Raw genomic sequence first — 22721 nt, forward strand, 5'->3', positions numbered from 1 at the left:
CCGCGCCGAGCGGTTCACGATCAACCAGGGGGGTCGACCGTGAAGACCGGGCTGAAGTCAAGGTTCTCGGGGATGTCGAGCAGCTTGCGGACAAGTTTGCCCTGGAAGTCCGTCACCTGGATCTCGTCCCTGGTGGAGTTGTCCTGCTCCCAGCAGTAGACGTGAGTGTCGTCGTACCAGCCGAGGACCTTGTCGCAGTCAGAGGTGAACCGGCGGACCCGGTCGCCGCTCTCGGTGTTCCAGACGCAGTGGTCGCCGTCTCCGCCCTTGGGGCAGTTCGTGATGAACACCTTGCCGGAGGGGGAGAAGATGTCCTGCGTGCCGGAGGCCAGCGAGCCGATGTTCGCCAGAGTGCGGGTGGCCTTGCCGCTGATGTCGTAGAAGCGCAGGCCCCGGCCGGGGGACATGTTGACCACGCCCTCCTCCTCGCCGTCCCAGCCGAAGGCGGTCTTGCGGATCGAGGTGTCGGCCACGGTGACCACCTTGGCGTCCTCCGCGGCCACGTCCACGATGACGAAGCCGAGGTAGATCCAGTCCTTGCCCGACTCCTTCTCGATGTTGAGCAGGATCTTCGAGCCGTCCTTCGACCACGCGCGGATGCTGCTGATCAGCGGCTTGCGTACGGTTTTGATCGAGGTCCTGTCGCCCGTCCGCCGGTTGGTGATGATCACCGAGTCGTAGTCGTCGGAGGTGTAGTTGCGGCCGCGGCCGACCATGGAGTGGCCGTCGGGCGAGACCAGCGTCTCCCAGTTGCCGGAGTATTTCGTGTACGTGCCGCGCAGGGAGTTGCGGGCGTAGTCGATCCAGTCGTCGGCCTTCTTGTTGTAGACCTCGTACGAGGTCAGCGTGATCGGGTCGGCCGGATTCTCGTACAGCGAGATGGCGCCGCCGGGTATTGCCCGCTTCGTGCCCGTCCGCGGCACGCCCGCCGGCGTGGTGCTGGGCTTCCTGGCGGACGTCGTGGTGGAGGCGCGGCTGTTGGCGGTCGGCGTGGTGGCCGGGGGCTTGGTCTGGCTGATGACCACGCCGACGCCGGCCAGCACGAGCAGCGCGACGGCCACGGTCACGCCGATGACGATGGGCGCCCTGCTCTTCTTCCGCTGGGAGTGTCCGGGGGTGTACGGGCTCGGATGCGTCGGCCGGTGGTCGCCCGTGTGCGGGTATCCGCCGCCGATGGACGGCGGTCCATGGTGGTGGCCGGGCGCCGAAGGCGACCCGCCGGGCATGGAGGGCGGCCCCATATGAGAGGGCTGACCGGTCACGGGCGGCTGACCGTAGGGCGCCGCCTGCCAGGGCTCCACCGGGGCGGCCGCCGCCGCGGCCTGGGCGAGCATGCCGGAGTTGGGCACCGGGTGCTGCAGCAGGCGCATGATCACCTGCTCCGCCGTGGGCCGCAGCGCCGGATCCTTGGCCAGGCACGCGGCCACCACGTCGAGCAGCGGACCGTGCAGCCCGCTCATGTCCGGCTGGTGGTTCAGCACCCGGTTGATCACCGCGGGCATCGTGTCGCTGCCGAACGGCGAACGTCCCGAGGCGGCGAACACGATCGTGCTTCCCCACGAGAACAGGTCGGCCGACGGCCCGACGGTATGGCCCATCACCTGCTCGGGCGGCATGTACGAGGGGGTGCCCACCGGCATGCTGCTGATCGTCGAGGTGGCGTTGAGCGCCCTGGCGATGCCGAAGTCGATCACTCGCGGCCCGTCGGCGCCGATGATCACGTTGGCCGGTTTGAAGTCACGGTGCACGATCCCGGCCTGGTGGATCGCGGCCAGCGCGGTCGCCGTGCCGATGGCCAGGCGGTGCAGGGCCGTGCCGGTGCGCGGGCCCTCCTCCTGGACGACCCGCTGGAGGGAGGGGCCCTCGATGAACTCGCTGACGATGTACGGGCGGTCGTGCTCGATGCCCGTGCCGAGCACCGCGGCGGTACAGAACGGCGCCACCTGCTGGGCGACCTGGACCTCGCGCAGGAACCGGCCCACGCTCACCTCGTCGCCGGCCTGGTCGGGGCGCAGCCACTTGACCGCCACGTGCGTGCCCGCCGAATCTCTGGCCAGGTAGACGACGCCTTGGCCGCCTTCGCCCAGCCGGCCTAGGAGAGGCAGACCTCCGAGCCTCTCGGGGTCTCCCGGTCTGAGTGGCGCGAAGGAAGGCATGAAGGGATTCTGTCCCCATGCCATGGATTGGCAAAAACTACCCGCCGGTAGCGATCCGGAATACCCTGCTTCCATGCACGTGACGTCCAGCGGCAAGACGACCGAGATCACCGCGCCGTTCACCGGCGAGCCCCTCGCCGACCTGCCGGTTTCCGGGGTGGATGACGTACGTACGGCATATGAGAAGGCGCGGACGGCGCAGGAGGAGTGGGCCGCGCGGCCGGTCGCGGAGCGGGCACGGCCGTTCCTGCTGCTGCACGACGCGATCCTGGACCGCAGGGACGAGATCCTCGACATCGTCCAGAACGAGACCGGCAAGGCCCGCAAGCACGCCTTCGAGGAGGTGCTGGACGTGGCGGGCTGCAGCCTCTACTTCGCCCGGCGCGCCCCCGGCCTGCTCGCCCCGCGGCGGCGCGCCGGCATCTTCCCCGTGGCCACCCGGGTGACGGAGCTGCGCCGGCCCAAGGGCGTGGTCGCGCTGATCACACCGTGGAACTACCCGCTCTCCCTGGGCGTCACCGACGCCGTGCCCGCGCTGCTCGCCGGCAACGCCATCGTGCACAAGCCCGACACGCAGACCGCCCTGTCGACGCTGTGGACCATCGACCTGCTGGCCGAGCTGGGCCTGCCGCGCGAGGTCTGGCAGGTCGTGCTCGGCGAGCCCGCCGAGATCGGCGACGCGCTGCTCGACGGCGCCGACTATGTGGCCTTCACCGGCTCCACCCGAGGCGGCAGGAAGATCGCCGAGGAGGCCGCCAAGCGGCTCATCGGCTGCTCGCTGGAGCTCGGCGGCAAGAACCCGATGGTGGTGCTCGACGACGCCGACCTGGACCTCGCCGTCCAGGGCGCGATCCGCGCCTGCTTCACCAACGCGGGCCAGCTCTGCCTGTCGATCGAGCGCCTGTACGTGCACACCGCCGTGTTCGACGCCTTCGCGGAGCGCTTCGCCGGGCAGGCTGCCGAGCTCAAGATGGGCGCGGGCCACGACTGGTCGGTCCAGATGGGCTCGCTCACCTCGCGGCGCCAATTGGAGGCGGTCAGCGCGCACGTGGACGACGCCGTGGCCCACGGCGCCACCGTGCTGGCCGGCGGCAAGGCCAGGCCCGACCTCGGCCCGCTGTTCTACGAGCCCACCGTGCTCGCCGGGATCACCGAGGAGATGCGGATCTGCCGCGACGAGACGTTCGGCCCGGTGGTCGGCCTCTACCGGTTCTCCTCGGACGAGGAGGCGGTGACGCTGGCCAACGACACCATCTACGGGCTCAACGCCTCCGTCTGGACGTCCGACCTGGCGCGGGGCCGCGCGCTCGCCGCCCGGATCAAGGCGGGCACGGTCAACATCAATGAGGGGTACGGCTCGGCGTACGCCTCCTACGACGCGCCGATGGGCGGCATGAAGGCGTCCGGGCTGGGCCGCCGGCACGGAGCCGAGGGCCTGCTCCGCTACACCGAGGCGCAGACCGTCGCCTCGCAGGCGACGTGGCTGGGCTTCGAGCCGCCCTTCGGCATGACGTACGACAAGTGGGCGGGCGTCCTGGTCACCACGCTGAAGAGCATGAAGAGGCTGCGCCTCAAATAGGTATACGCTGTACACGTGAGAGATGGGGGAACGGCCGCCCGCATCGCGGAGGTCGCGCAGCGGATCCTCGTCGAGCAGGGCGCCGAGGCGGTGAGCATGCGGCGGGTCGGCGAGGCCGTCGGCGTCACCGCGATGGCCATCTACCGGCACTACCCGAACCGCGAGGCGCTGCTGCGCGCCGTCGCCACCGCCAGCGGCCGTGAGCTGTCCGAGCAGTGGGAGCGGCTCCCGCCCGCCGGCACGCTGGAGGAGCGGATCGACCCCCTGCTCGACGGCTTCCTCGACTTCGCGCTCGGCCGGCCGCACCTGTACACGTTCCTGATGTCGGACGCCTGGGCGCAGGCCCGCCGTTTCCCCGAGGACTTCCGCGACGGGCAGGGGCCGCCGTTCACCGTGATCGTGGAGCTCGTCGAGGACGGGATGCGCACCGGCATGCTCCGCCGCGACGATCCCCTGGAGGTGGCCCTGACCGTCACGTCGAGCACGCAGGGGCTCATCCACCAGTACCTGAGCGGGCGCGTCGCGATGGACGAGGCCGCCTTCCGCGCGCTCTGCCACCGGTCCATGTGGCGGATCATCGACGGCCTGCGGGCGTGAGTGGAATACCGCGTCCGGCGCGGGTGTCATGATCTCCATGGAGATTCGTTACGTCGGCGGGCCCACCGCGGTCCTGGAGATCGGCGGAGTACGGCTGCTGACCGACCCCACGTTCGACCCGCCGGGCGACTACCCGATCGGGAACCGGGCGCTGGTCAAGACGGCCGGACCGGCGTTCGGGCCGGACGACGCCGGGACCGTGGACGCCGTCCTGCTCTCCCACGACCAGCATCCCGACAACCTCGACAAGGCCGGGCGCGCCTTCCTGCACTCGGCGCCGGTGGTGCTGTCGACGGGCTCGGCGGCCGAGCGGATCGGCGAGCCGGTGCGGGCGCTGCCGAACTGGACGCACACCGAGCTGGTACGCCCCGGCGGCGGCACGCTGCGGATCACCGGTGTGCCCGCGCAGCACGGGCCCGACGGTAGCGAGCACCTGGTGGGCGAGGTGACCGGGTTCGTACTGAGCGGCGAGGCACTGCCGACCGTGTACGTGAGCGGCGACAACGCCTCGCTGGACGTGGTCAGGGACATCGCCGCGCGCGTCGGGCCGGTGGACGTGGCGGTGCTGTTCGCCGGAGGGGCGCGGACGCCGCTGGTGGGTGCCGCGTACCTGACGCTGACCAGCGACGACGTGGCCGAGGCGGCCGAGATCCTGGGCGCCCGTCACGTGGTGCCGCTGCACTTCGAGCACTGGGGACACTTCACGCAGGGCCGCGACACGCTGGTCAAGTCCCTCGCGGGGCTCGGCGACCGCGTGCACCTCCTGGAGCCGGGCGAGCGGGTGACCCTCTCCTAGAGGATGCTGCCTCATCCCTCCAAGGGACCCAGCCGCCACAGACCGTCTTCTTCCGCTCCCCGAAGGACCTCAGCCACCACAGACCGTCTTCTTCCGCTCCCCGAAGGACCTCAGCCACCACGGACCGTCACAGAGGTCGAGGCGGTCGTGTGACGGCCCCCCGTCAGCTCAACCGGTGGCTGACCCAGACGTTCGGCTCGACGTAGACGGCGTGGTCCTGGGCGACGTCGCAGTACACCGGGCTGAGCGCGCCGGGCACCTCGACCGGCCCGGTCCGGTCGAACGGCAGGCCGGTCCACTCGCGCCACTCGGCGAGCGTGCCCGGCACCACCATCGAGCGCGGCGCGACCTTGACGATCTCCCCGCCGGCCCGTACGTGCACGCGCAGCCAGGCGTCGTGCGGCAGGCCGTCGTCCCGGGACCTGAAGGCGTACTCCGTCATCGGCGTGTGCGGTTCGAGGTGCTTCTGGTTCGGCCGGACCGGCGCCACCAACTCCCGGAACCCCAGCCGCGCGGCGTGGTCCCGCATCCCGGCCACCATCGTCGGCGACACCCCTGAGCCCAGCAGGTCCTTCCTGACGGTGATCTCCAGCGCGGAGACGGCGTCAAGGGGGCGCTCCAGCTTGCGAGCCAGCCACCCTTGGCGGATCACTCCGTCCCAGCCGTCGTCGGGCAACTCGCCGTCGTCCCTGGCCGGGAAGGGGATCATGCAGGCCCTGGCCACCATCCGGCCGGGCTCGGCGTCGTCATCGGCCACCAGCACGTAGTCGGCGTAGTCCGTCGCGGCGACGGGATAGAACAGGTCGGCGATCGGGTCGTTGAACATGAAGACACGCCACGAGTGATCCATCTCCCATAACGCGGACGCGAACTCGGGACGCTCGGCGAGCGTGGTGATCCGGAGGGACATGCGGCTCATTGTCACACCTGTCGCGATCTTCCTTCAGCCCATTTCCACCGGCCGCTGGACAGGCTGATGCTCGGTGCCGCCGGGATCACGGTCGGCGCGAGGCCCTTCACGGCGGCCGATGGGCCGGATCCCATGGGACTCCGGTGCGCTAGCGTCGGCGGCATGACGGAACTCGACCCCAGGCTCCGCGCCATAACGGATCTGAACGTGGCCGACGCACGCGAGTCGGGCGGCAGGCACGAGTACGACGGCAAGATCCAGGATCTGTCGCCGGAAGGCGTACAGGCCGGACTGGCGCGGCTTGGTGAGGGCGCCGACCCCGCCGACCCGTACGATTCGGCGCATCTCCGGGTCTTCGAGGACGGCCTGCGTACCCAGTACGGCGAGCTGGAGCTGCACCGGAGCAATCCGCTGCCGCACCTGTCGAACCTCGACCTGGCCTGCTACGACCGCGACTACGCCCCTGAGGCCGAGCGCGAGGCCGCCAAGGCCGCGCACCTGGCGCGCTGGCCGGAGGCGGTGACGCACGCGATCGCCGCGCTCGACCGGGTCAGCGCGCCGGTCGCGAGATCGCTGGTCGCCCCCGTACAGGGACTGTCCGCCGGTGTCACGGACCAGGCCGCGCTCGACGCGCACGGCCTGCTGGTCGCCCACATCGAGCGGGCGGCGGCGGTCGGCGACCCCGACGCGTCGCTCGGCGGCGACGCGCTGGCCCGGCTGATGGGCGCCACCGAGGGGCTCCCCGTCGACCTCGGCAGGCTGGCCGAGCGCGCCGACGCCGAGCGCGACCGGCTCATGGCCCTGCTCACCGAGTCCTGCGCCAAGCTGGGGCGGCGGGACGAGGCGCCGCTGGACGTCGTACGCGAGCTGGTCAAGCAGCACCCCGACGCCGACGGCGTGATCGAGGCGGCCAGGATCGGCACCGAGAAGGCCATCGCGTTCACCCGCGAGAAGGACCTGGTGCCCTACCACGACGGCGAGTGCCTGGTCGGCCTGGCGCCTCCGTCGCGCCGCTGGGGGATGGCGATGATGTCGTGGAACTCTCCCGGCGAACCGGAGGGTCCCTCCTGGTACCACATCACGCCGCCCGACCCCGCTTGGCCGGCGCAGGACGCCGAGGAGTGGCTGGAAGTGTTCAGCGACACCACGCTGCCCGCGATCAACGTGCACGAGGTCGCTCCCGGGCACTTCTCGCACTCCCGCGCCCTGCGCCGGGCCGGCTCGGACGTGCGGCGGCTGCTGCAGTCGATGGCGTTCGCCGAGGGCTGGGCGCACTATGCCGAGGAGCTCTGTGTGGAGGAGGGGTTCGAGGCTCAGGACCCGCGCTTCGAGATCGGGGTCTGGGTGGAGGCGCTGATCCGGGTCACCCGGCTGGCCTGCGCCATCGGCGTACACACCGGGCAGATGACGGTCGAGGACGGTGCCAGGCGTTTCGAGTCCGACACCCACCTGGCCGGACCGGCCGCGCTGTCGGAGGCGAGGCGGGCCACGTTCGACCCCACCTACGGCCGCTACACCTGGGGCAAGCTGCTCATCCTCGACCTGCGCGAGCAGGCGCGCAAGGAATGGGGGACGGGCTTCACGCTGCAGCGCTTCCACAAGGCCCTGTTGGACCTGGGCTCGCCGCCGTTGGGGCTGATCGGAAGCATCCTCTAGGGGTCATGTCGGGACTGAGGAGCATCCTCCAGGGTCACCTCGGGACTGATGGGGAGCATCCTCTAGCTAGGGCCACCCCCCGATACACTTGGAGCACCGCATTCGCTTTGGGGGGTTCTCTCGGTGTCTGAGTTCGACACAGTGCTCGTCGTCGACTTCGGCGCGCAATACGCGCAGCTGATAGCCAGGCGGGTCCGTGAGTGTCACGTCTTCTCCGAGATCGTCCCCTCGACGATGCCGGTCGAGGAGATGCTGGCCAAGAAGCCGAAGGCGATCATCCTGTCCGGCGGGCCCTCCTCGGTCTACGCCGAGGGCGCGCCCGCCGTGCCCCAGGGGCTGTTCTCGACGGGTGTGCCGACGTTCGGCATCTGCTACGGCTTCCAGGCCATGGCCCAGGCGCTGGGCGGCGAGGTCGCCCAGACGGGCGTCGCCGAATACGGCGGCACCGACCTCGACGTGCTCAGCGAGGGCGTGATCTTCGCCGGGCTGCCCGCCGCGCAGAAGGTCTGGATGTCCCACGGCGACAGCGTGGCCACCGCCCCCGAGGGCTTCACGGTGACCGCCTCGACCCAGCAGACGCCCGTCGCCGCCTTCGAGGACACCGGGCGCGGTCTCTACGGCGTGCAGTTCCACCCCGAGGTGCTCCACTCCGAGCACGGCCAGACGGTGCTCAAGCACTTCCTCGACGCGGCGGGCTGCCGCCCGACCTGGACCATGCTCAACATCGTCGAAGACGCCGTCGAGGCGGTCCGCCAGCAGGTGGGCGACGGCCGCGCGATCTGCGCGCTGTCCGGCGGCGTCGACTCGGCGGTGGCCGGCGCGATGGTCCAGCGGGCCATCGGCGACCGGTTGACCTGCGTGTTCGTCGACCACGGCCTGCTCCGCAAGGGCGAGGCCGAGCAGGTCGAGCGCGACTTCGTCCGCGCCACGGGCGTCAAGCTCCGTGTCGTCGACGCCGCCGACCGCTTCCTCAAGGCCCTCGAAGGCGTCAGCGACCCCGAGGAGAAGCGCAAGATCATCGGCCGCGAGTTCATCCGGGTCTTCGAGGACGAACAGCGCGCCATCATGGCCGACGGCCCCGTCGACTTCCTGGTGCAGGGCACGCTCTACCCCGACGTGGTCGAATCCGGCGGCGGCACGGGCACCGCCAACATCAAGTCGCACCACAACGTCGGCGGCCTGCCGGAGGACCTGCAGTTCAAGCTCGTGGAGCCGCTGCGGACCCTGTTCAAGGACGAGGTGCGCCGGGCGGGCGAGGAGCTCGGCCTGCCGACGGCGATGGTCTGGCGCCAGCCGTTCCCCGGCCCCGGCCTCGGCATCCGCATCGTCGGCGAGGTCACCCGCGAGCGCCTCGACCTGCTGCGCGAGGCCGACGCGATCGCCCGCGAGGAGCTGTCGCGCGCCGGTCTCGACCGGGAGATCTGGCAGTGCCCGGTGGTGCTGCTGGCCGACGTGCGATCGGTGGGCGTACAGGGGGATGGGCGTACGTACGGGCACCCGGTGGTGCTGCGGCCGGTGACGTCCGAGGACGCGATGACGGCCGACTGGTCGCGCGTGCCTTATGACGTGCTGTCCCGGATCTCCACCCGGATCACGAACGAGGTCCGCGACGTCAACCGGGTGGTGCTCGACGTGACGAGCAAGCCGCCGGGCACCATCGAGTGGGAGTGACGCCGCAGCGGTAGTCGGGCCCAGGGCACCCTGATCCGCCTGCGGGTCGACTACCTGCCCGGCGGGCCCCTGCGCGCCAGGGCACCGAAACCAGCCGTGCTCCTAGATCCCTTGGGCGATCAGTTGTGTCGCGCCCTCGCCGAAGAGAGGTTCGCGCCCGGCGTTGCGGCCGCTGAGCAGCAGCAGAACCGAGACGGCGGGGCCCTCGATCAGAGGTCCCTCGCCGGCTTCCCATCTGGCATCGGTGGCGACAAGGTGATATTTGAAGCTCTTGTGAGCCTTGAAACCACCTCCTGTCCAGATGCGGTCGAGTGCGGATCGGGCGGCCGCGGCGGGCACATGGCGGTGGATTCCCAGCGGCATCGCGATGTCCTGCGCATGGACCACCAAATCCATCAACCGATCGGCAACGGTCGAGCCGGTCGGCGTCACGCGTTGGTGGATGCCCTCGCGCAGCGTGGAGATGAGTTCTGATGTGGTCGTGTGGTCGGCGTGACGGATGGCGGTGTCGCGGATCGCTCGGTTGACGTTGCCGCGGGCGCGGATCACGTTGGCAAGGATCCAGGCCAGGTTGGCGTTGGTGGACAGCACCAAGTGGGCCGCGACGTCGCGGACTCGCCAGCCCGCGCACAGCGAGTTGTGGTCCCAGTCTTGTTCGGGTAGTGACTCCAACATCTGCACCAATGTCGTTCGCTCGACGGCGACTGCCTGCCACATCTGATCGGGCGTGAGGGGCGCGTCAGAGGTCATCTGCTGTTCTCCAATGTTCCGTTTCCGCGCGGTCACCGCGGGACGGGCTGGGTTTCGACGAAGGCCTTGATGCCTTCGAGCCAGGAGCGGATGAGCCCCGCCAAGACGTCGTGGTCGATATGCGGCGCTACGGCGGCGGCGTCCATCGACTCTTGGCACCGAATACGTGTGCGTTCGAAACCGAGGTCATCGAACTCGTAGACGGCGGCCATCGAGAAACCAGGCGCGGTCGTGACCCAGGTGAGCCGGGAGGCACGCTCGACCAGAGCGAATGCCGACGTGACCGGCGCGCCGCCGGCGGACCAGGTGAACGAACTGCCCGACTCCGTCGGCCCTGAAGGCTCCACGTCAGAGACGTCGGCGCGGATGCCAGGCCAGTTCTCGACCTGGGCCAGTGCGTCCCACACGACTTCGCGCGGTGCGTCGATGTCGATCGCGCCGCCGGCTATCGCTGGTGCGGCCATGTCCACGGCTCCGGCGGATGCGAGTTCGTAGACGCGGGTGTCGATTGTCCGCATGAGACTCCCTCTTATTTGATACGCTGTACCGATACAACGTATCGAATGGTCTCTAGTAGTGTCAACGAATCTTTGAGAGAGGCGGTTGAGTGCCATGCGGTTCGACAGCACCCTCGCTCTGCTGTGGGGCGAGGATGACAAGCCCGTCGGCCGGACAGGGCTGACGATCGCGGACTTCATCGCCGCGGCGATCGCCATCCTCGACGAGCACGGTGCGGCGGGGCTGTCGATGCGCGCGGTGGCTGCTCGGCTGGGTGTCCGGACGATGGCCACCTACACGTTCGGCAACAAGGAGGAATTGGTCGCGCTGGCTGTGGACCGGATCTATCGGGATCTGTATCCCGGGGGTGAACAGCTAGAGGGCCTGGATTGGCGTCGCGGGTTGACCGCGGTCGCGCACGCCAACCGTGACCTCGGCCTGGCGCATCCGTGGCTGTATGAGCTACAGGTGGTCCGGTCTCTCATGGGACCGTGCGAATTGCAGAAGCGTGACCACGAGCTCGTTCCGCTGGAGTCGACACCGTTGGCAGACGCCGAGAAGGATCAGGTGCTGACCCAGCTTCTCCTGCATGTCGAGGGGATGACGCGGATGGAGACGATGTTGCGGCGGGAACGCGACGCGACCGGACTCGATGATTCGCAATGGTGGCAAGCGATCATGCCTACTCTCATGCCGGTGGTCGACCGACGACGTTTCCCCTTGTCCTCGCGCGTCGGCCTCGCAGCGCAAGCCGCACGCCAGGGCCGATTCTGGGGCGAGGAGGCATTCGAGTTCGGGCTCGACCGGCTTCTCGACGGGATCGGGGTGCTCATCGATCGCCGCCGCGCTATGGACCATCTGGCCTGACTCGGTTCGGCGGGTGTGGCCCCGGCGAAGCGCCGGGGCCACCGCGAGAGGTGGTCAATATCGTTCGGCGAGGTTGGAGTTGATCTCGGTCAGGGCCAGTGTGTTGTCGGTGTAGCGGATCGTGTTCGGCAGGACGGGCAGCGCCAGGGTGGCTGCCGTGAACCGGTAGGCGTCGGCGACCGTGTGGAGGCCGAGCCGTTCGATGGTGATCGTGCGGATGGCCGTGCCGGCGTTGATCCGGTGAGTGGCCAGGTTGAGCGCGGTGGCCAGCAGTTCGGCACGCAGCGTGCGCGGCTGCAGAACCGGCAGCGTCAGGACGGCCGTGGCCTCCGCCTGGGACAGCGCTCCGTCCGGGGTAGTGCCGTCGGCCCCGTCGAAGCGGGTGTCCGTCGCCTGGACGCGGGCCAGCACCTCAGGGGTACGAAGGTCACCGCGCAGCGCCCAGACCGCGCTGAGCTGCGGGTTCCTGGTGGGAGCCGGTTCGGTGACCTGGGTGGTGGCCTGGGCGGTGGCGGGGGTGAACGCGCAGCCGTTCTGCCCGCCGTACCGCAGGGCGGCCTGGACGGTGAGCGGCCCCGGCGGGGTCAGCAGGCTCGGCCGGGCGGTGATGGCGACGCTGCCCGTGGCGTCCGGGGCGAGGGCGCCCACGGTCCAGGTCAGCGTGGTGGTGCCGTCGGCGTTGCGGGTGACCGTTCCGGGGCGCGGGCCGGAGCCCTTGTCCAGGGCCTGGCTGTAGTACAGGCCGGCGGGCAGCGTCTGGGTCAGCGTGGCGCCGGTGGCCTGGGCGCTGCCGGTGTTGCGGTAGGCCAATGTGTACGTGATCGCCTCCCCGGGCTCGGCCGACGGCGTCGCGGTCTGCGACAGGGTCAGGACCGGGGCGTGGGCGGTGGTCGAGGCGGTGGCGGTGTTGTCGGCCAGGGTCGCCTCGACCTCGGGCTCGCCGCCGGCGTTGACGCCGGAGATCTGCACGGAGTTGGTGAGCGTGCTGCCGTCCACCGCCGTACAGGGGACCTGGTAGGTGAAGGTCTCGGTGGCGGGCAGGGCGCCGACGGACCTCGTGATCGGCGCGCCGCTCGGCGGCGTGTCGGTGAGGGTGACCGAGGAGGCGTCGTTGGCGGACTTGTTCGTGCCTCGCACGGTGTAGGTGAGCGTGTCGCCGGCCTGGGCGTCGCTCTTGTCCACGGTCTTGGTCACGGCCAGGTCGATGGAATGCACGCGCTCCAGGTCGGCGGCGGTGAGCTCGTCGATGGCCTGACCGTGCGCGCCCTCGGAGAAGTATCTGCTGCTGGTGAAGTTGAACTGGAGCCGGTCCCAATCGGTGTGGCTGAGCAGCGTGTCGCCGGGGCTGGCGGTGGCGCATTCCTTGCCGTAGACGGGGATGAAGTTGACGTCCTCGGTGGCGTGGTCGGAGTAGGAGCCGTCCTCGCCTGCCCAATGGATGGCCTTGTCCGCCGGGTGGTTGGCGGGCTTACCGCCCACGCCATGAATGATCAGCCGCGAGCCGGCATGAGCGAGCGCGGGCGACCTGAGCTCGTCGAGCCCGCCGTTCTCCGTCAGCGTGTCCGTGGCGACCGTGGCCAGGTTCAACGGGCGCGTGGTGTCGACGTCGGGGAACTGGTACAGGTAGTTCATCACGCTCAGGTAGTTGGGCTTGCAGTTGTGCAGGTCGAGGTCGCCGTTGTCGAAGCGGCCGCCGTGCCCCAGGCCGAGCGTGTGGCCCAGCTCGTGCAGGAACGTCGACTCCTCGGCCACCTTCCTGCCGCCGAGGGTGTTGATCAGCGAGGTCCCGAGGCCGTCCACCGCCACCACGAAGTCGTTGCTGCCGCGCTCGTCCAGCTCCGCCATTCCCGAGTTGAAGGTGGGCAGCGCGTGGATGAACATCCCGTACCGGAAGTGCAGCCGCTTGAACAGCATGATGTCATTGCACAGCGGGCTGGACCTGTCCTGCGCGGTGCCGAAGTGGCCGGTGGCGGTAGGACCGCACGCCCGCTCCGGGTTGCCGAGCTTGAGGTCGTCGAAGTCGTCCAGGGTGCCGGTGGGATGGTCGTTGAACTCCAGCGTGGCGACGTACGGCACCGCCTCATCGGCCAGCAGGTGCAGTCCGATGCCCGTCCGGTGCTGATCGTTGATCACGGGCGCGTTGTTGAAGACACCCTCGACGTCCTGCAGCACGCCCGTCTGCGGGTCCTCGCCCCGCATCCAGTCCACCTCGACGTAGACGTCCCTGCGCTCGGCGTCCGCGCCCGGCAGCGTCAGGTCGACCACGTTGTCGTTGTTGAAGTCCCGGCCCCGGTACTCCTCGTAGTCGGTGAACCCGTCCCCGTCGGTGTCCGCGCTGGGGTACGGCGTGATGTCCACACAGACCTGGACCGAGGGCTTCGGGTCCGGCCCGAAGATCCCGCCGCCCGGCTCGCCGTTGCCCGCGACGCAGCCCGTCGAGGAGGTCAGGTCGCCGGTGACGGTGCCGTGGATGAGGTTCACGGTGAAGCGGGCGTACGGGTCGTCGGGGCGCGGTGAGGCGTCCCCCCAGTCGTCGGGGCTGGTGTCGTCGTGGTCCTTGATCAGGACGCTGATCTTCTGCTCGGTCTTGGTGGTCGGGATCTGCTTGGTCAGCGACCAGTTCGGCGCGACCTGGACCTGGTCGTCCGGCGCTCTGGGCGTGGTGTAGGTGTCGAACCCGTCGAAGGTGATCTCGGCGTAGAAGTCCGGAGCGCTCTCGTCCGCGGCCTCCAGGCCCTCGTTGCGGCACGGGTCCACACAGTTCACCAGGAGCACGCGTAAGGTCAGCGGCTGGGTCGTCGTCTCGGCCCTGGCCGGCGGCGAGGTCACGAACACCCCGGCCAGCGCCACGACCAGCGCGACCGCGTAGCGGATTGCTGGCTTGATCTGCATGCGGCCACTATCAGCGGCCACCGCGTGAGCCGCATGAGTAGGCAGTACTCAGGCACATGAGACAAGCCCAGGCCACAAGCTGGCACCCCAATCGCGCACGAGCCTCGCAAACCTGACAGCGTGGGTTGGGCACGACGGTGACCGGCCAAAACATGAAGCTTCCTCTGGTTGAGGCCGTTCGGCACCCGCCTTCTTGACACATCGTTGTCACGATCCTGGTGACAGATGGTCAAGTTTCGCTCATTCCCTGTTATGGTCGCTTCTTGTCCTGGTTTTGGGACAACCTTTACCTAAGGAGGACCATGAGGAACACTCCGAGAATCGTCGCTGTCACCACGGCTCTCGCGGCGGTCACGGCTCCCTTGCTGGCGCTCTCGTCTCCGGCGATGGCCGAGCAGCCCGCCAAGACCGTCCAGTCCGTCCAGAACCTGCCGCTGAACTGGCTCTCCCTCCAGGGACTCACCGAGAACGCGCACCTGCAGCGCATCAAGCAGTTGCTGGGGACGGGCTACGTTCCCTCGGCGTTGAGCGTGACCAACGCGGCCAACCCGGAGTACACCTCCGTATGGGTCAAGGACGCCACCCGCAAGGTGAACGTCCTGCAGGACCTGTCGGTCACCGACCTGCCGAAGCGCATCACCGAGCAGCAGAAGCTGGGCTTCCAGCCCACCATGATCACTGGTACGGGTTCGGGCGCGGGCGCCATCTTCGCGGCGGTCTTCGAGAAGACCACCAATAAGCTCCAGTCCAAGACCGACCTCACCAAGGAAACCTTGGCGACCGTCAATGCTCAGCTCAGCACCGCCGGTTACCACATTGCCTCGCTGGACGTGTATGGCACGGCCGAGAAGCCGCTCTACACGGCCGTTTGGGCTGCCGGGGCCGTCACGGGAACCCTCCAAGTGACCACCGGCCAGACCGTGGAGCAGCGCGGCAGGGAGCTCCTGGCGCGGGCGAAGCAGGGTCTGAGTCCTGTTGCCATGGCCGTCGAGCCCGGCAAGCTCTACACCACCGTGTGGGGCAAGGCCAGCTCGACCGGCCTGAAGGAGTACCTGCAGCTGTCCAGCGTGACCTACAAGCTCAAGTCCCTCGAAATGAAGGGGCTGGGCTACCACCCCATCGTGATGAACGTCGAGGACAACGTCTACGCGGCGATCTGGAGCAAGAACTAAGAGGTCGGTGGGCCGCCGCGGTCGGCGGTGGCGTCGAGTTCGCCCACCAGGCGGTCGCCGTACAGGATCGGCGCTTGGCGGCGGGCTCGTACATCTCCAGCTGGTCGTCGAACTCAAAAAGCTCGACGGCCAGCTTCGTCGGCGTACGGCCGCCGGGTCCCGCCAAGAAGCCGGCCCCGGTACTACCGCATCAGCCAGGCCTGGTCGGCGGAGACCCGGCACGTCCACTGGATGATCCACTTGCCCGGCTTGCGTTCGCCCTTGCCGACCGCCAGGCACATGTCGGTGGCCCGGTTCCGCAGTCGCTGGTGCTCGTCGTAGATCCACTCCTGCTCGATCCCGCCGTCGGTGCACGGCCACTGGATCGCGTACTTGCCCTTGACCTGGGCGCCGCGGGCGATCGCCAGGCACATGCCGGTCTTGGCGTTGACGACCTTACGCTTGCGGTAGATCCACTGCTGGTCCTTGTTGGTGGAGCAGGTCCACTGGATGACCTTCTTGCCCGCGCGCACTTCACTCTTGCCCACGGCCAGGCAGAGCTCGGTGGCGGCGTTCATCAGACGCGACCTGCTCGCCGTACTCACCCCGCTCGCCGTGCTCGCCGCCGAGGCGGGGGCGGCGGCCAGGGAGAGCGCTATGGCGGCTGTCGTGGCGACGGCGAAAAGCTTCTTGGGAGCGGCGTCCATGTCGATGACCTTCCTGAGCGGTGTTGATCGTTATGACGCGCGCAATTCCCGGTTTGTTCGGATCTGACGAGCTTCCAGAGGGAAGTCGCGGTCGGCGGAGCCGCGGTCTTCAACGGTGGGCGTACGGATCAGCGGGGTCCGTACGCCAGCCTGCGTACCGAAGCGGCCATCGAAAGGCGGATGCCGACGCAGGCCGTGCCTACGAGACTCCGGATGTGCAGAGACGAACGGCATGGCTGATGTTCATCGCGCCGACCAGCTTCGACGCCTATCAAAGAAATCCGCGCTCACGACGCGTTCACCAAGAGGGTGCGGCCGTGGGTGGGGCCTTCCACGGCGTCCACGTACATGCGCGCGACGTCAGCCGCCGGAGTACCAGCGGCGGCATCCATGCCCAGCGCGAGGAGGGTTTCGCGCACCCAGCCCGGACTGACGGTGTTCAGCCGGACGCCTCGCGGCATCTCGATCGCGGCAGCGTGTACGAACGCCTCCAAGCCCGAGTTGACCAGGTAACCGAGCGAACTGCCCGGGATGGGCTCCGCGAACCGTCCGCTGGTGAGCGTGACGGATCCGCCATTCCGTACGTGAGTGAGCGCTCGCCGGACCAGGTTCACCTGCCCGACCAGCTTCCCTGCGAGCCCGTCGCCCCAGAAGTCCGCGTCCGAGCGCGTGTCCAGTGGTGACAGGCCGCCGCTCGCCGCGCAGCACACCACCGCGTCCACCTGGCCGACCTGCGAGAACAGGGCGTCGATCGACGCGACGTCGGCCATGTCCACGCGAACCGGGCCTCGGCGCGACGCGCGTACCACCTCGTGGCGGGCCTCCAAGGTCTCGGCGACCGCACTTCCGATGGTCCCCGTCGCGCCGATAACAATGATCTTCACTATTTCTCCCGTTCCGTCTGGAGCAGACCGGAAACCAGGCTGCGGCCGACGGTGCGTCCCAGCCAGCCCTCCGCCGGGGGTACACCTGGCAGGTGCAGGCTCCACGGCCGCTGGTCCGCGACACTGGGATATATGGACGTACACGGTGAACTGGGCGAATTCTTGCGGTCGAGGCGGGCACGGCTGCAGCCCGAGGACGCCGGACTTCCCACGTTCGGGGGACGCCGCCGGGTGCCTGGCCTGCGGCGTGAGGAGCTGGCTCAACTCGCCGGGGTGAGTGCCGGCTACTACACCCGTCTCGAACAGGGCCAGAGCCCCAACGCCTCCGACGCCGTGCTCGACGCCGTCGCCCGCGTGCTGCTTCTGGACGAGGCCGAGCGCGCCCACCTCTACTCGCTGGCCCGGCCGAAGGCGAGGACCCGGCGCCGGACGGTCAGGCCCGAGCAGGTACGGCCGGGCGTACAGCTCGTGATCGACTCTTTCGGGGACGTGCCCGCACTGGTCATGGGCCGTTTCCTCGACGTGCTCGCGTGGAACCCGATGGCGCACGCGCTGCTGGCCGGACACCTCGACTTCGACGCGCCGGACCGGCCCGCAGAACGCCCCAACATCGCCCGCATGCTGTTTCTGGACCCCCACATGCGCGAGCTGTACGGCGACTGGACGCGTAAGGCGCGCTCCACCGTCGCCGACCTGCGGCTGATCGCGGGCCGCTATCCCGGTGCCCCGGGGCTGACCGGTCTCGTAGGTGAGCTGACGGTCGGGAGCCCGGAGTTCGCGAAACTGTGGGCCGCGCATTCCGTCGGCGACTGCGGCACCGACACGCGGACCTACCATCACCCCATGGTGGGCACCATGGCGCTCATGGCCGAGTTCATGGCCCTGCCGAACGACGAAGGGCAGCGCGTGGCCGTCTTCAACGCCGAACCGGGCTCGCCGTCCGAGGCCGCCCTGCGGCTACTCGCCGACCTGACCGCGGTCGCAGGTACGCGAACCGCGTGCGACCAGCCATTTTGAGGGCGAGGGCGCGGCCTCGCCATGGTGCCGCCTGGGCGCGCACGCAGCTACAACGTATTTTTAGTTTGATGTTTTAGATCCACGCCAAACTAAAAATCCCCTCAGGCCACGGCCAGGTGCGGTAATCAGGAGACCCTCGCCCTTGAGTACGTCGAGCGCCTTCTTCACGGTGTTTCGCGACAGGCCAGTCGCCTCTTCCAGCTCTGTCTGCGAGGGCACTTTCCGGCCAGGTGGGAATTCGCCCGTCTCGATTCGGGTGCGTAGCGCGTCCGCGAGTTGGAGATAGGGCGCTCGCAGCCCATCTGGGGGTTGGCGAGGTCGAGAAGCTCTGGGGGAAGCTCCTCGTCGGCCAGGCCCGATAGCGGCGGGTGCGAGCTCCCATGACCGCGTAGGAGCCGTAGGCTAGGCGACGGTGGAGCGGAAGGTCATCTCCGCTTGCCACTGCGCGGGCGAAGCCTCAAGGCCGGGCGGATCTGCTGGCGTAAAGCGGCTTTGACGGAGGCTTGTAACCGTGGGTCATGGTGTGTGACCATCAGCGACATGCTTCACAAGAACACCGCTGTAACGCCGCGCGAGGTCCTCGACCGGATCGCCGGGAAGTACGCGATCCAGATCCTCGTGGCGGCGTCGGACGGGCCGGTCAGGTTCACCGACCTGGAACGACTCATCGAGGGCATCAGCCGCCGGATGCTCACCCTGACGCTGCGCGCTCTGGAACGTGACGGCCTGCTCGAACGTACGGTCTACGCCACCGTCCCACCCATGGTCGAGTACGCGGCCACGCCCATGGCGTTGGAGCTCCATGAGGCGATGCTGGCGTTCACCGACTGGTCGATCAGGCACAGCGCGACCGTGGCAGAGTCCCGCGAGCGCTACGACGCCCGCCACGCGGCCGCGAGTTAGCCGGCCGCCTCTTCGCGGTTCATCGAGTCCCGGGGAGCGGGTTTGGTGTCTCGTCTGCTCCACGGGGCGCTTCAGCTGGTCACCCAACCCGGGGCCAGCTGCCAGCCGGTGTCCTTGTCGTACGCCCAGGCCGCCCTCGGATAGCCCTTGGCCGGCAAAGTGTGAAACGGACCATCGCCCGCATCGACGATCGTCTTGCCCTTGTTCGCGCCATCAGTCCAGGCGAGTTCCACCTGCCAGGCGCAATCGCAGGCCTTGGTGCGCGCGGTCAGTTCGAGGATCTCCGGCTCGTCGTTTTTGACCGTGTAGGGAAAATTGCTCTTCTCAACTTTGGCCGGACGCCACAGCCCCGCTGCGTCGTCGAGATCGGTGGTGAAAGAGCGCACATCGACGTGTGCGCCGCAGCCGCTGCCGATCTGGAACTGCACGAGCGTGCCGGTCCGGGGTTTGGGCGCACGGGTGAGAAAGATACTTCGCGCGCCTTCCAATACCACTGTCTTGCCGGGTTTGGCGGTGACCGTGAGCCGGAGAAGGGTCGTATCGGGGTCTCCTGCCCGGTTGGCGACGGCCCAGGCTTCGAGCGCGGCCTGGTTGTGCTCCCAGTCGTCGGTCCATTCCGGTGGTGAGATCTCCGCGGCGGGACGGGGAACCATGGTGGTCACCAGGCACGAGGTGCCGGTGCCTTGCGTCGGGACGATCGCGAAGTTCGGCGTTTCGAACCTCCACATGCCGGCGACTTGCTTCCCGCCCGCCCGTGGCCCCAATGGAGCAGCGTGCCGGCCCGCCACCGTGACCGGGTCATTGCCGGTGACCAGTCCGAGCAACCGGTCTCCTGTCGTACCGAAGATGCCCGTGGTCCACTGCGCGAGGGCGGCCGTCACGGCAGCGATGATCACCGTGACGGCACCTGCGATCATCTTGCGCCAGCCGCGCGGGGCAGGCTGATGAGAGGCCCGGGCTCGCCGGGGAGACCGTGGCATTCAGGCCGCCCACGACGCAGGCGCGGGGCGCGGGCCCGTAGGTGGTCGTGCGGGCATCGCTGTCCTCTCGAGGCCGATCGGAACGGGCGTCAGATGGCGATCGTGCAGACGGGCGCGTCCGCGGCGGTACGGGCTGCCCGCTCGGGCCCGGTGCGCCCGAGCGGCGCCCGCTCGACGCAGGCCATCGCCGGGACATCGGCGGCGTAGACCTGATCGGAGTAGATGACCCCGGTGCCCTCATCGCCGCCGGAGTACTGGGTCAGCCGTTTGTCCGAGCCGGCGATCGCCCTGGCCGGCCTGCGCTGCACCCACACGTTGTAGTCAGCGCCCTGCCCCTGCTTGACGAATCTGGCCCAGTTGACCTGGCAGGTACGCCGGCCGCCGACGAGCTGTCCAGGCCCGTACCGCAACTCGACGTAGCCGCCGAAGGCGTAGGCCCGGACGAGTACTCCGCCGGATCGCACGGTGTAGGAGTTCTCGGTGCAGCCTGTGTCCGCCGGGTCCTTCCCGTCGCAGGCCGTGCCGTAGCAGACCCCGCCGGCGGCATGGCCGTCCGGCGGGCCGGTGACCGCGCTCGCCCCCGTCCATGGGAGCAGGGCCAGAGCCAGTCCCGCCAGGATGGCCGGCGTCCAGTGCAGTCGCATCCAGTACCTCCGAGTGTGCTCGTTGGTTCGGCACGATGATTGTGAACCGAACGGCCCGGCCGGGTCTGTCATGCGCTTGTGGTGCGTTGTCCGGACGTCATTCGCCGGGCGCGAGCGGGATCCGCACCGACACCAGTGTCCCCTCGTTGGGAGCCGTCTCGATGTCGGCCTGCCCGCCCACCGCGCGGGCGCTGTCGACGATGGAGCGGACGATGCCGAGCCCCGTCGTGGGCGCATCGGGGTCGAAGCCGGTGCCTTGGTCGAGTACGCTCAGCGCCACTGTGCCCGAACGGCACTCCGCCCGGACCACCGCGTGCTGGACGCCCGCGTGCTTGCGCACATTCGTCAGCGCCTCGCGCAGGATGCCGCTCAGCGCCTCCACGATCTCGGTCGGCATGTCCTCCCGTTCCGGCGCCGAGCGCAGACGGCCCGCGTTGAACTCCACGCGCAGGCCGCTGCCGACGGCATGGCGTACCACCTCCTCCAGCGCGGCGACGACGTCGTCGGCCGGATCCCGGTCATCGCCGCGCAGATAGGCGCGCAGCCACTGCGACTCCGCCGCGACCCGGGCTCTGACCCCGGTGTCGGCGATCCAGCCGTCGCGGGTCAGCGCCTCCATGGTCTGCAGGATCCGGTCATGCAGAACGCGGGCGGTCCTGCCACGCTCACGTTCCTGGGAGAGCTGAGCCGAGCGCCGGAGCTCCTCGGCCCTCGCCTGGTCCAGGTCCTGGGCGGTCTTGAAGAGGATCCGCATGACGTAGGCGGCCATCGTGGCGTTCGTGGCCAGGCCCGCGACGTGCGGCAGGGCGGCCCACCAGGGCACGTTCGCGGCGACGTAGCCCAGGATCAGCGCACCGCTCAGTGCCGTGGTCCAGGCCAGCACGGTCGCGAACGCGCGGAACGAAACGCCGATCATGATGCCGACGAGCAGCACGTACGGCAGGACCGTGCCAGGCCAGCCGTCGGTGACCCGTTGGCCCGCGTACCAACCGGCTGCGGGGACCGCGACGACCACCAGGGCCAGATCCGCGCAGAGCAGCGCCGGCGGCGCGAGCCTGCCGCGCACGGCGGTCAGCACGCACACGGCGAGGCTGCTGAGCACCAGCGCGCCCACCAGATACGGCAGCGGACCCAGCGTCATCCATCGCCCGTCGCCAAGGATTTCCAACGAGCCGCCGAGCACGAGTGCCCCGACTCGGACGACGACCATGGTGATGGCGCGGCTGCGCCCGACGCCTGCGACCGCCGAGGACGGTGGTCGCCCGGCGTTCATCGCCGCTCGCGGCGTTCGAGGCGGTTGAGCGCCGCGCGAGTGAGCTGCGCCTTGTTCCCGACCTGGAGCTTGGCCCGGATTCGCTCGACGTAGGTGTCGACGGTGGCCTTGCTGACGCCCATCCTGCGCCCCACCTGGGCGTGGGTGAAGCCTTGCGCGATGTAGGAGAGCGTCTCCTCCTCCCTGGCCGACAGCCGGGGATGGCCTTCGGTCTCAGCGTCCGCAGACGGCCGCCCACCGTCGTCCAGTTCGCTCTGCAGGATGTCGGCGAGCCCCGCCGACAGGAAGAAGCCGCCCGCCGCCACCGTACGGACGGCGTCGACGACGAGTTCGGCCGGCGCGTCCTTGGTGACGTATCCGTTGGCTCCGGAGCGGATCGCGGCCAGCACATCGGCGGGCCGTCCTGAGGCAGACACGATCAAGACCCGGGTGACGGTGGACAACTCCTTGACCGCGGCTACGCACGGCTGGTCGTCGGCCAGGTACAGATCAAGGATCAGCACGTCGTAATCGGTGTCGAACGCGTGCAGGTCACCGATCGAGGAGCCCCGCAGCACCACCTTCAGATCCTCGAACCGGTGAAGGAGGTACTCCAGCCCATGACGGATCAGCTCGTGGTCGTCGATCACGGCGATCCGGATCACGTCTTGCTCCGTGGCGGGCTGTGAACGTAGAGGCATGCCAACAACGGTGAGTAGCAGCAGAGATAAGTATCAAGTCCCGCAAAACTACTACAAATCCACATTATAGATCATCGAGCGCGCGAAGGATCGCGCCGGAGAGGCGGCTC

21 protein-coding genes are annotated in these 22721 nt (G+C 69.0%); 9 read left to right on the forward strand and 12 right to left on the reverse strand.

The genetic code is table 11. From position 1 onward, the window contains the following. Window positions 1-20 precede the first annotated feature (20 nt). Window positions 21-2156: a protein kinase gene (locus tag AB0H88_RS31440; RefSeq protein ID WP_357650788.1), complete on the reverse strand. Its 2136-nt coding sequence runs from the start codon at window positions 2154-2156 to the stop codon at window positions 21-23. Between the two features lie 73 nt (window positions 2157-2229). Between AB0H88_RS31440 and AB0H88_RS31445 the strand changes: the two genes are divergently transcribed. Genes AB0H88_RS31445 through AB0H88_RS31455 form a run of 3 tightly spaced genes read left to right on the forward strand, consistent with a single transcriptional unit; the run spans window position 2230 to window position 5128 of the window. Continuing rightward, window positions 2230-3735 carry a succinic semialdehyde dehydrogenase gene (locus AB0H88_RS31445; RefSeq protein WP_357650790.1) on the forward strand — a complete coding sequence of 502 codons (1506 nt, stop codon included), beginning with the start codon at window positions 2230-2232 and terminating at the stop codon, window positions 3733-3735. A gap of 15 nt (window positions 3736-3750) precedes the next feature. Continuing rightward, window positions 3751-4332, forward strand: coding sequence for a TetR/AcrR family transcriptional regulator (locus tag AB0H88_RS31450; RefSeq protein WP_357650792.1), 582 nt, complete (start codon window positions 3751-3753; stop codon window positions 4330-4332). A gap of 37 nt (window positions 4333-4369) precedes the next feature. Further along, entirely contained in the window at window positions 4370-5128 is a 759-nt protein-coding gene (locus AB0H88_RS31455) for an MBL fold metallo-hydrolase (RefSeq protein WP_357650794.1), read from the forward strand. A 163-nt stretch (window positions 5129-5291) separates the two neighbouring features. Here AB0H88_RS31455 and AB0H88_RS31460 read toward each other — a convergent pair whose 3' ends face one another. Beyond that, on the reverse strand, window positions 5292-6038 hold the full coding sequence (locus AB0H88_RS31460) for an N-acetyltransferase (protein ID WP_357650796.1): 747 nt from the start codon (window positions 6036-6038) through the stop codon (window positions 5292-5294). Between the two features lie 162 nt (window positions 6039-6200). On the opposite strand from AB0H88_RS31460, the gene AB0H88_RS31465 reads away from it, so the two are divergent. Both AB0H88_RS31465 and guaA read left to right on the forward strand, forming a co-directional pair. Continuing rightward, complete coding sequence (locus AB0H88_RS31465) at window positions 6201-7694, forward strand: DUF885 family protein (protein ID WP_357650798.1); 1494 nt, start codon at window positions 6201-6203, stop codon at window positions 7692-7694. 123 nt (window positions 7695-7817) lie between these two features. Then, window positions 7818-9365 (forward strand): glutamine-hydrolyzing GMP synthase, encoded by a 1548-nt coding sequence (guaA, locus tag AB0H88_RS31470; RefSeq protein ID WP_357650800.1) that lies wholly within the window; start codon window positions 7818-7820, stop codon window positions 9363-9365. 102 nt (window positions 9366-9467) lie between these two features. On the opposite strand, the gene AB0H88_RS31475 is transcribed toward guaA, so the two are convergent. Together AB0H88_RS31475 and AB0H88_RS31480 are read right to left on the reverse strand one after the other, a co-directional pair. Beyond that, window positions 9468-10115, reverse strand: a complete 648-nt coding sequence (locus AB0H88_RS31475; RefSeq protein ID WP_357650802.1) for a maleylpyruvate isomerase family mycothiol-dependent enzyme — start codon at window positions 10113-10115, stop codon at window positions 9468-9470. A 32-nt stretch (window positions 10116-10147) separates the two neighbouring features. Next, window positions 10148-10633 (reverse strand): SRPBCC family protein, encoded by a 486-nt coding sequence (locus AB0H88_RS31480; protein ID WP_357650804.1) that lies wholly within the window; start codon window positions 10631-10633, stop codon window positions 10148-10150. 94 nt (window positions 10634-10727) lie between these two features. Between AB0H88_RS31480 and AB0H88_RS31485 the strand changes: the two genes are divergently transcribed. Next, a complete protein-coding gene (locus AB0H88_RS31485; protein ID WP_357650806.1) occupies window positions 10728-11480 on the forward strand; it encodes a TetR/AcrR family transcriptional regulator C-terminal domain-containing protein in 753 nt (250 codons plus the stop codon). A gap of 54 nt (window positions 11481-11534) precedes the next feature. Here the strand turns inward: AB0H88_RS31485 and AB0H88_RS31490 are convergent, their stop codons facing one another. Beyond that, complete coding sequence (locus tag AB0H88_RS31490; protein WP_357650808.1) at window positions 11535-14372, reverse strand: DUF11 domain-containing protein; 2838 nt, start codon at window positions 14370-14372, stop codon at window positions 11535-11537. A 302-nt stretch (window positions 14373-14674) separates the two neighbouring features. Here AB0H88_RS31490 and AB0H88_RS31495 point away from each other — a divergent pair, with 302 nt between their 5' ends. Further along, window positions 14675-15544, forward strand: a complete 870-nt coding sequence (locus AB0H88_RS31495; RefSeq protein WP_357650810.1) for a hypothetical protein — start codon at window positions 14675-14677, stop codon at window positions 15542-15544. Between the two features lie 182 nt (window positions 15545-15726). Here AB0H88_RS31495 and AB0H88_RS31500 read toward each other — a convergent pair whose 3' ends face one another. Continuing rightward, window positions 15727-16230, reverse strand: coding sequence for an RICIN domain-containing protein (locus AB0H88_RS31500; RefSeq protein ID WP_357650812.1), 504 nt, complete (start codon window positions 16228-16230; stop codon window positions 15727-15729). Between the two features lie 287 nt (window positions 16231-16517). Next, complete coding sequence (locus AB0H88_RS31505; RefSeq protein ID WP_357650814.1) at window positions 16518-17114, reverse strand: short chain dehydrogenase; 597 nt, start codon at window positions 17112-17114, stop codon at window positions 16518-16520. 132 nt (window positions 17115-17246) lie between these two features. On the opposite strand from AB0H88_RS31505, the gene AB0H88_RS31510 reads away from it, so the two are divergent. Continuing rightward, window positions 17247-18131 (forward strand): helix-turn-helix transcriptional regulator, encoded by an 885-nt coding sequence (locus AB0H88_RS31510; protein WP_357650816.1) that lies wholly within the window; start codon window positions 17247-17249, stop codon window positions 18129-18131. A 60-nt stretch (window positions 18132-18191) separates the two neighbouring features. On the opposite strand, the gene AB0H88_RS31515 is transcribed toward AB0H88_RS31510, so the two are convergent. Then, window positions 18192-18491 carry a winged helix-turn-helix domain-containing protein gene (locus AB0H88_RS31515; protein WP_357651168.1) on the reverse strand — a complete coding sequence of 100 codons (300 nt, stop codon included), beginning with the start codon at window positions 18489-18491 and terminating at the stop codon, window positions 18192-18194. Window positions 18492-18671: 180 nt separating this feature from the next. Here AB0H88_RS31515 and AB0H88_RS31520 point away from each other — a divergent pair, with 180 nt between their 5' ends. Continuing rightward, a complete protein-coding gene (locus AB0H88_RS31520; protein ID WP_357650818.1) occupies window positions 18672-19034 on the forward strand; it encodes a helix-turn-helix domain-containing protein in 363 nt (120 codons plus the stop codon). Between the two features lie 71 nt (window positions 19035-19105). Here the strand turns inward: AB0H88_RS31520 and AB0H88_RS31525 are convergent, their stop codons facing one another. The 4 genes from AB0H88_RS31525 to AB0H88_RS31540 form a co-directional block, all read right to left on the reverse strand. After that, window positions 19106-19930, reverse strand: a complete 825-nt coding sequence (locus tag AB0H88_RS31525; protein WP_357650820.1) for a hypothetical protein — start codon at window positions 19928-19930, stop codon at window positions 19106-19108. Between the two features lie 173 nt (window positions 19931-20103). Beyond that, window positions 20104-20658 carry a DUF2690 domain-containing protein gene (locus AB0H88_RS31530; protein ID WP_357650822.1) on the reverse strand — a complete coding sequence of 185 codons (555 nt, stop codon included), beginning with the start codon at window positions 20656-20658 and terminating at the stop codon, window positions 20104-20106. Between the two features lie 97 nt (window positions 20659-20755). Then, window positions 20756-21931 (reverse strand): ATP-binding protein, encoded by a 1176-nt coding sequence (locus AB0H88_RS31535; protein ID WP_357650823.1) that lies wholly within the window; start codon window positions 21929-21931, stop codon window positions 20756-20758. Then, window positions 21928-22611, reverse strand: coding sequence for a response regulator transcription factor (locus tag AB0H88_RS31540; protein ID WP_357650824.1), 684 nt, complete (start codon window positions 22609-22611; stop codon window positions 21928-21930). The genes AB0H88_RS31535 and AB0H88_RS31540 overlap by 4 nt, the downstream gene beginning before the upstream one ends. Between the last annotated feature and the right edge of the window lie 110 nt (window positions 22612-22721).

The organism is Nonomuraea sp. NPDC050680 (genome assembly GCF_040654555.1).
Taxonomy (GTDB): domain Bacteria; phylum Actinomycetota; class Actinomycetes; order Streptosporangiales; family Streptosporangiaceae; genus Nonomuraea.

Bases quoted from the DNA above. Each gene is read 5' to 3' on its own strand.
- AB0H88_RS31440 (WP_357650788.1), bottom strand. From the start codon at position 2,156: ATGCCTTCCTTCGCGCCACTCAGACCGGGAGACCCCGAGAGGCTCGGA.
- AB0H88_RS31445 (WP_357650790.1), top strand. From the start codon at position 2,230: ATGCACGTGACGTCCAGCGGCAAGACGACCGAGATCACCGCGCCGTTC.
- AB0H88_RS31455 (WP_357650794.1), top strand. From the start codon at position 4,370: ATGGAGATTCGTTACGTCGGCGGGCCCACCGCGGTCCTGGAGATCGGC.
- AB0H88_RS31460 (WP_357650796.1), bottom strand. From the start codon at position 6,038: ATGTCCCTCCGGATCACCACGCTCGCCGAGCGTCCCGAGTTCGCGTCC.
- AB0H88_RS31465 (WP_357650798.1), top strand. From the start codon at position 6,201: ATGACGGAACTCGACCCCAGGCTCCGCGCCATAACGGATCTGAACGTG.
- AB0H88_RS31475 (WP_357650802.1), bottom strand. From the start codon at position 10,115: ATGACCTCTGACGCGCCCCTCACGCCCGATCAGATGTGGCAGGCAGTC.
- AB0H88_RS31480 (WP_357650804.1), bottom strand. From the start codon at position 10,633: ATGCGGACAATCGACACCCGCGTCTACGAACTCGCATCCGCCGGAGCC.
- AB0H88_RS31485 (WP_357650806.1), top strand. From the start codon at position 10,728: ATGCGGTTCGACAGCACCCTCGCTCTGCTGTGGGGCGAGGATGACAAG.
- AB0H88_RS31490 (WP_357650808.1), bottom strand. From the start codon at position 14,372: ATGCAGATCAAGCCAGCAATCCGCTACGCGGTCGCGCTGGTCGTGGCG.
- AB0H88_RS31495 (WP_357650810.1), top strand. From the start codon at position 14,675: ATGAGGAACACTCCGAGAATCGTCGCTGTCACCACGGCTCTCGCGGCG.
- AB0H88_RS31500 (WP_357650812.1), bottom strand. From the start codon at position 16,230: ATGGACGCCGCTCCCAAGAAGCTTTTCGCCGTCGCCACGACAGCCGCC.
- AB0H88_RS31510 (WP_357650816.1), top strand. From the start codon at position 17,247: ATGGACGTACACGGTGAACTGGGCGAATTCTTGCGGTCGAGGCGGGCA.
- AB0H88_RS31520 (WP_357650818.1), top strand. From the start codon at position 18,672: ATGCTTCACAAGAACACCGCTGTAACGCCGCGCGAGGTCCTCGACCGG.
- AB0H88_RS31530 (WP_357650822.1), bottom strand. From the start codon at position 20,658: ATGCGACTGCACTGGACGCCGGCCATCCTGGCGGGACTGGCTCTGGCC.
- AB0H88_RS31535 (WP_357650823.1), bottom strand. From the start codon at position 21,931: ATGAACGCCGGGCGACCACCGTCCTCGGCGGTCGCAGGCGTCGGGCGC.
- AB0H88_RS31540 (WP_357650824.1), bottom strand. From the start codon at position 22,611: ATGCCTCTACGTTCACAGCCCGCCACGGAGCAAGACGTGATCCGGATC.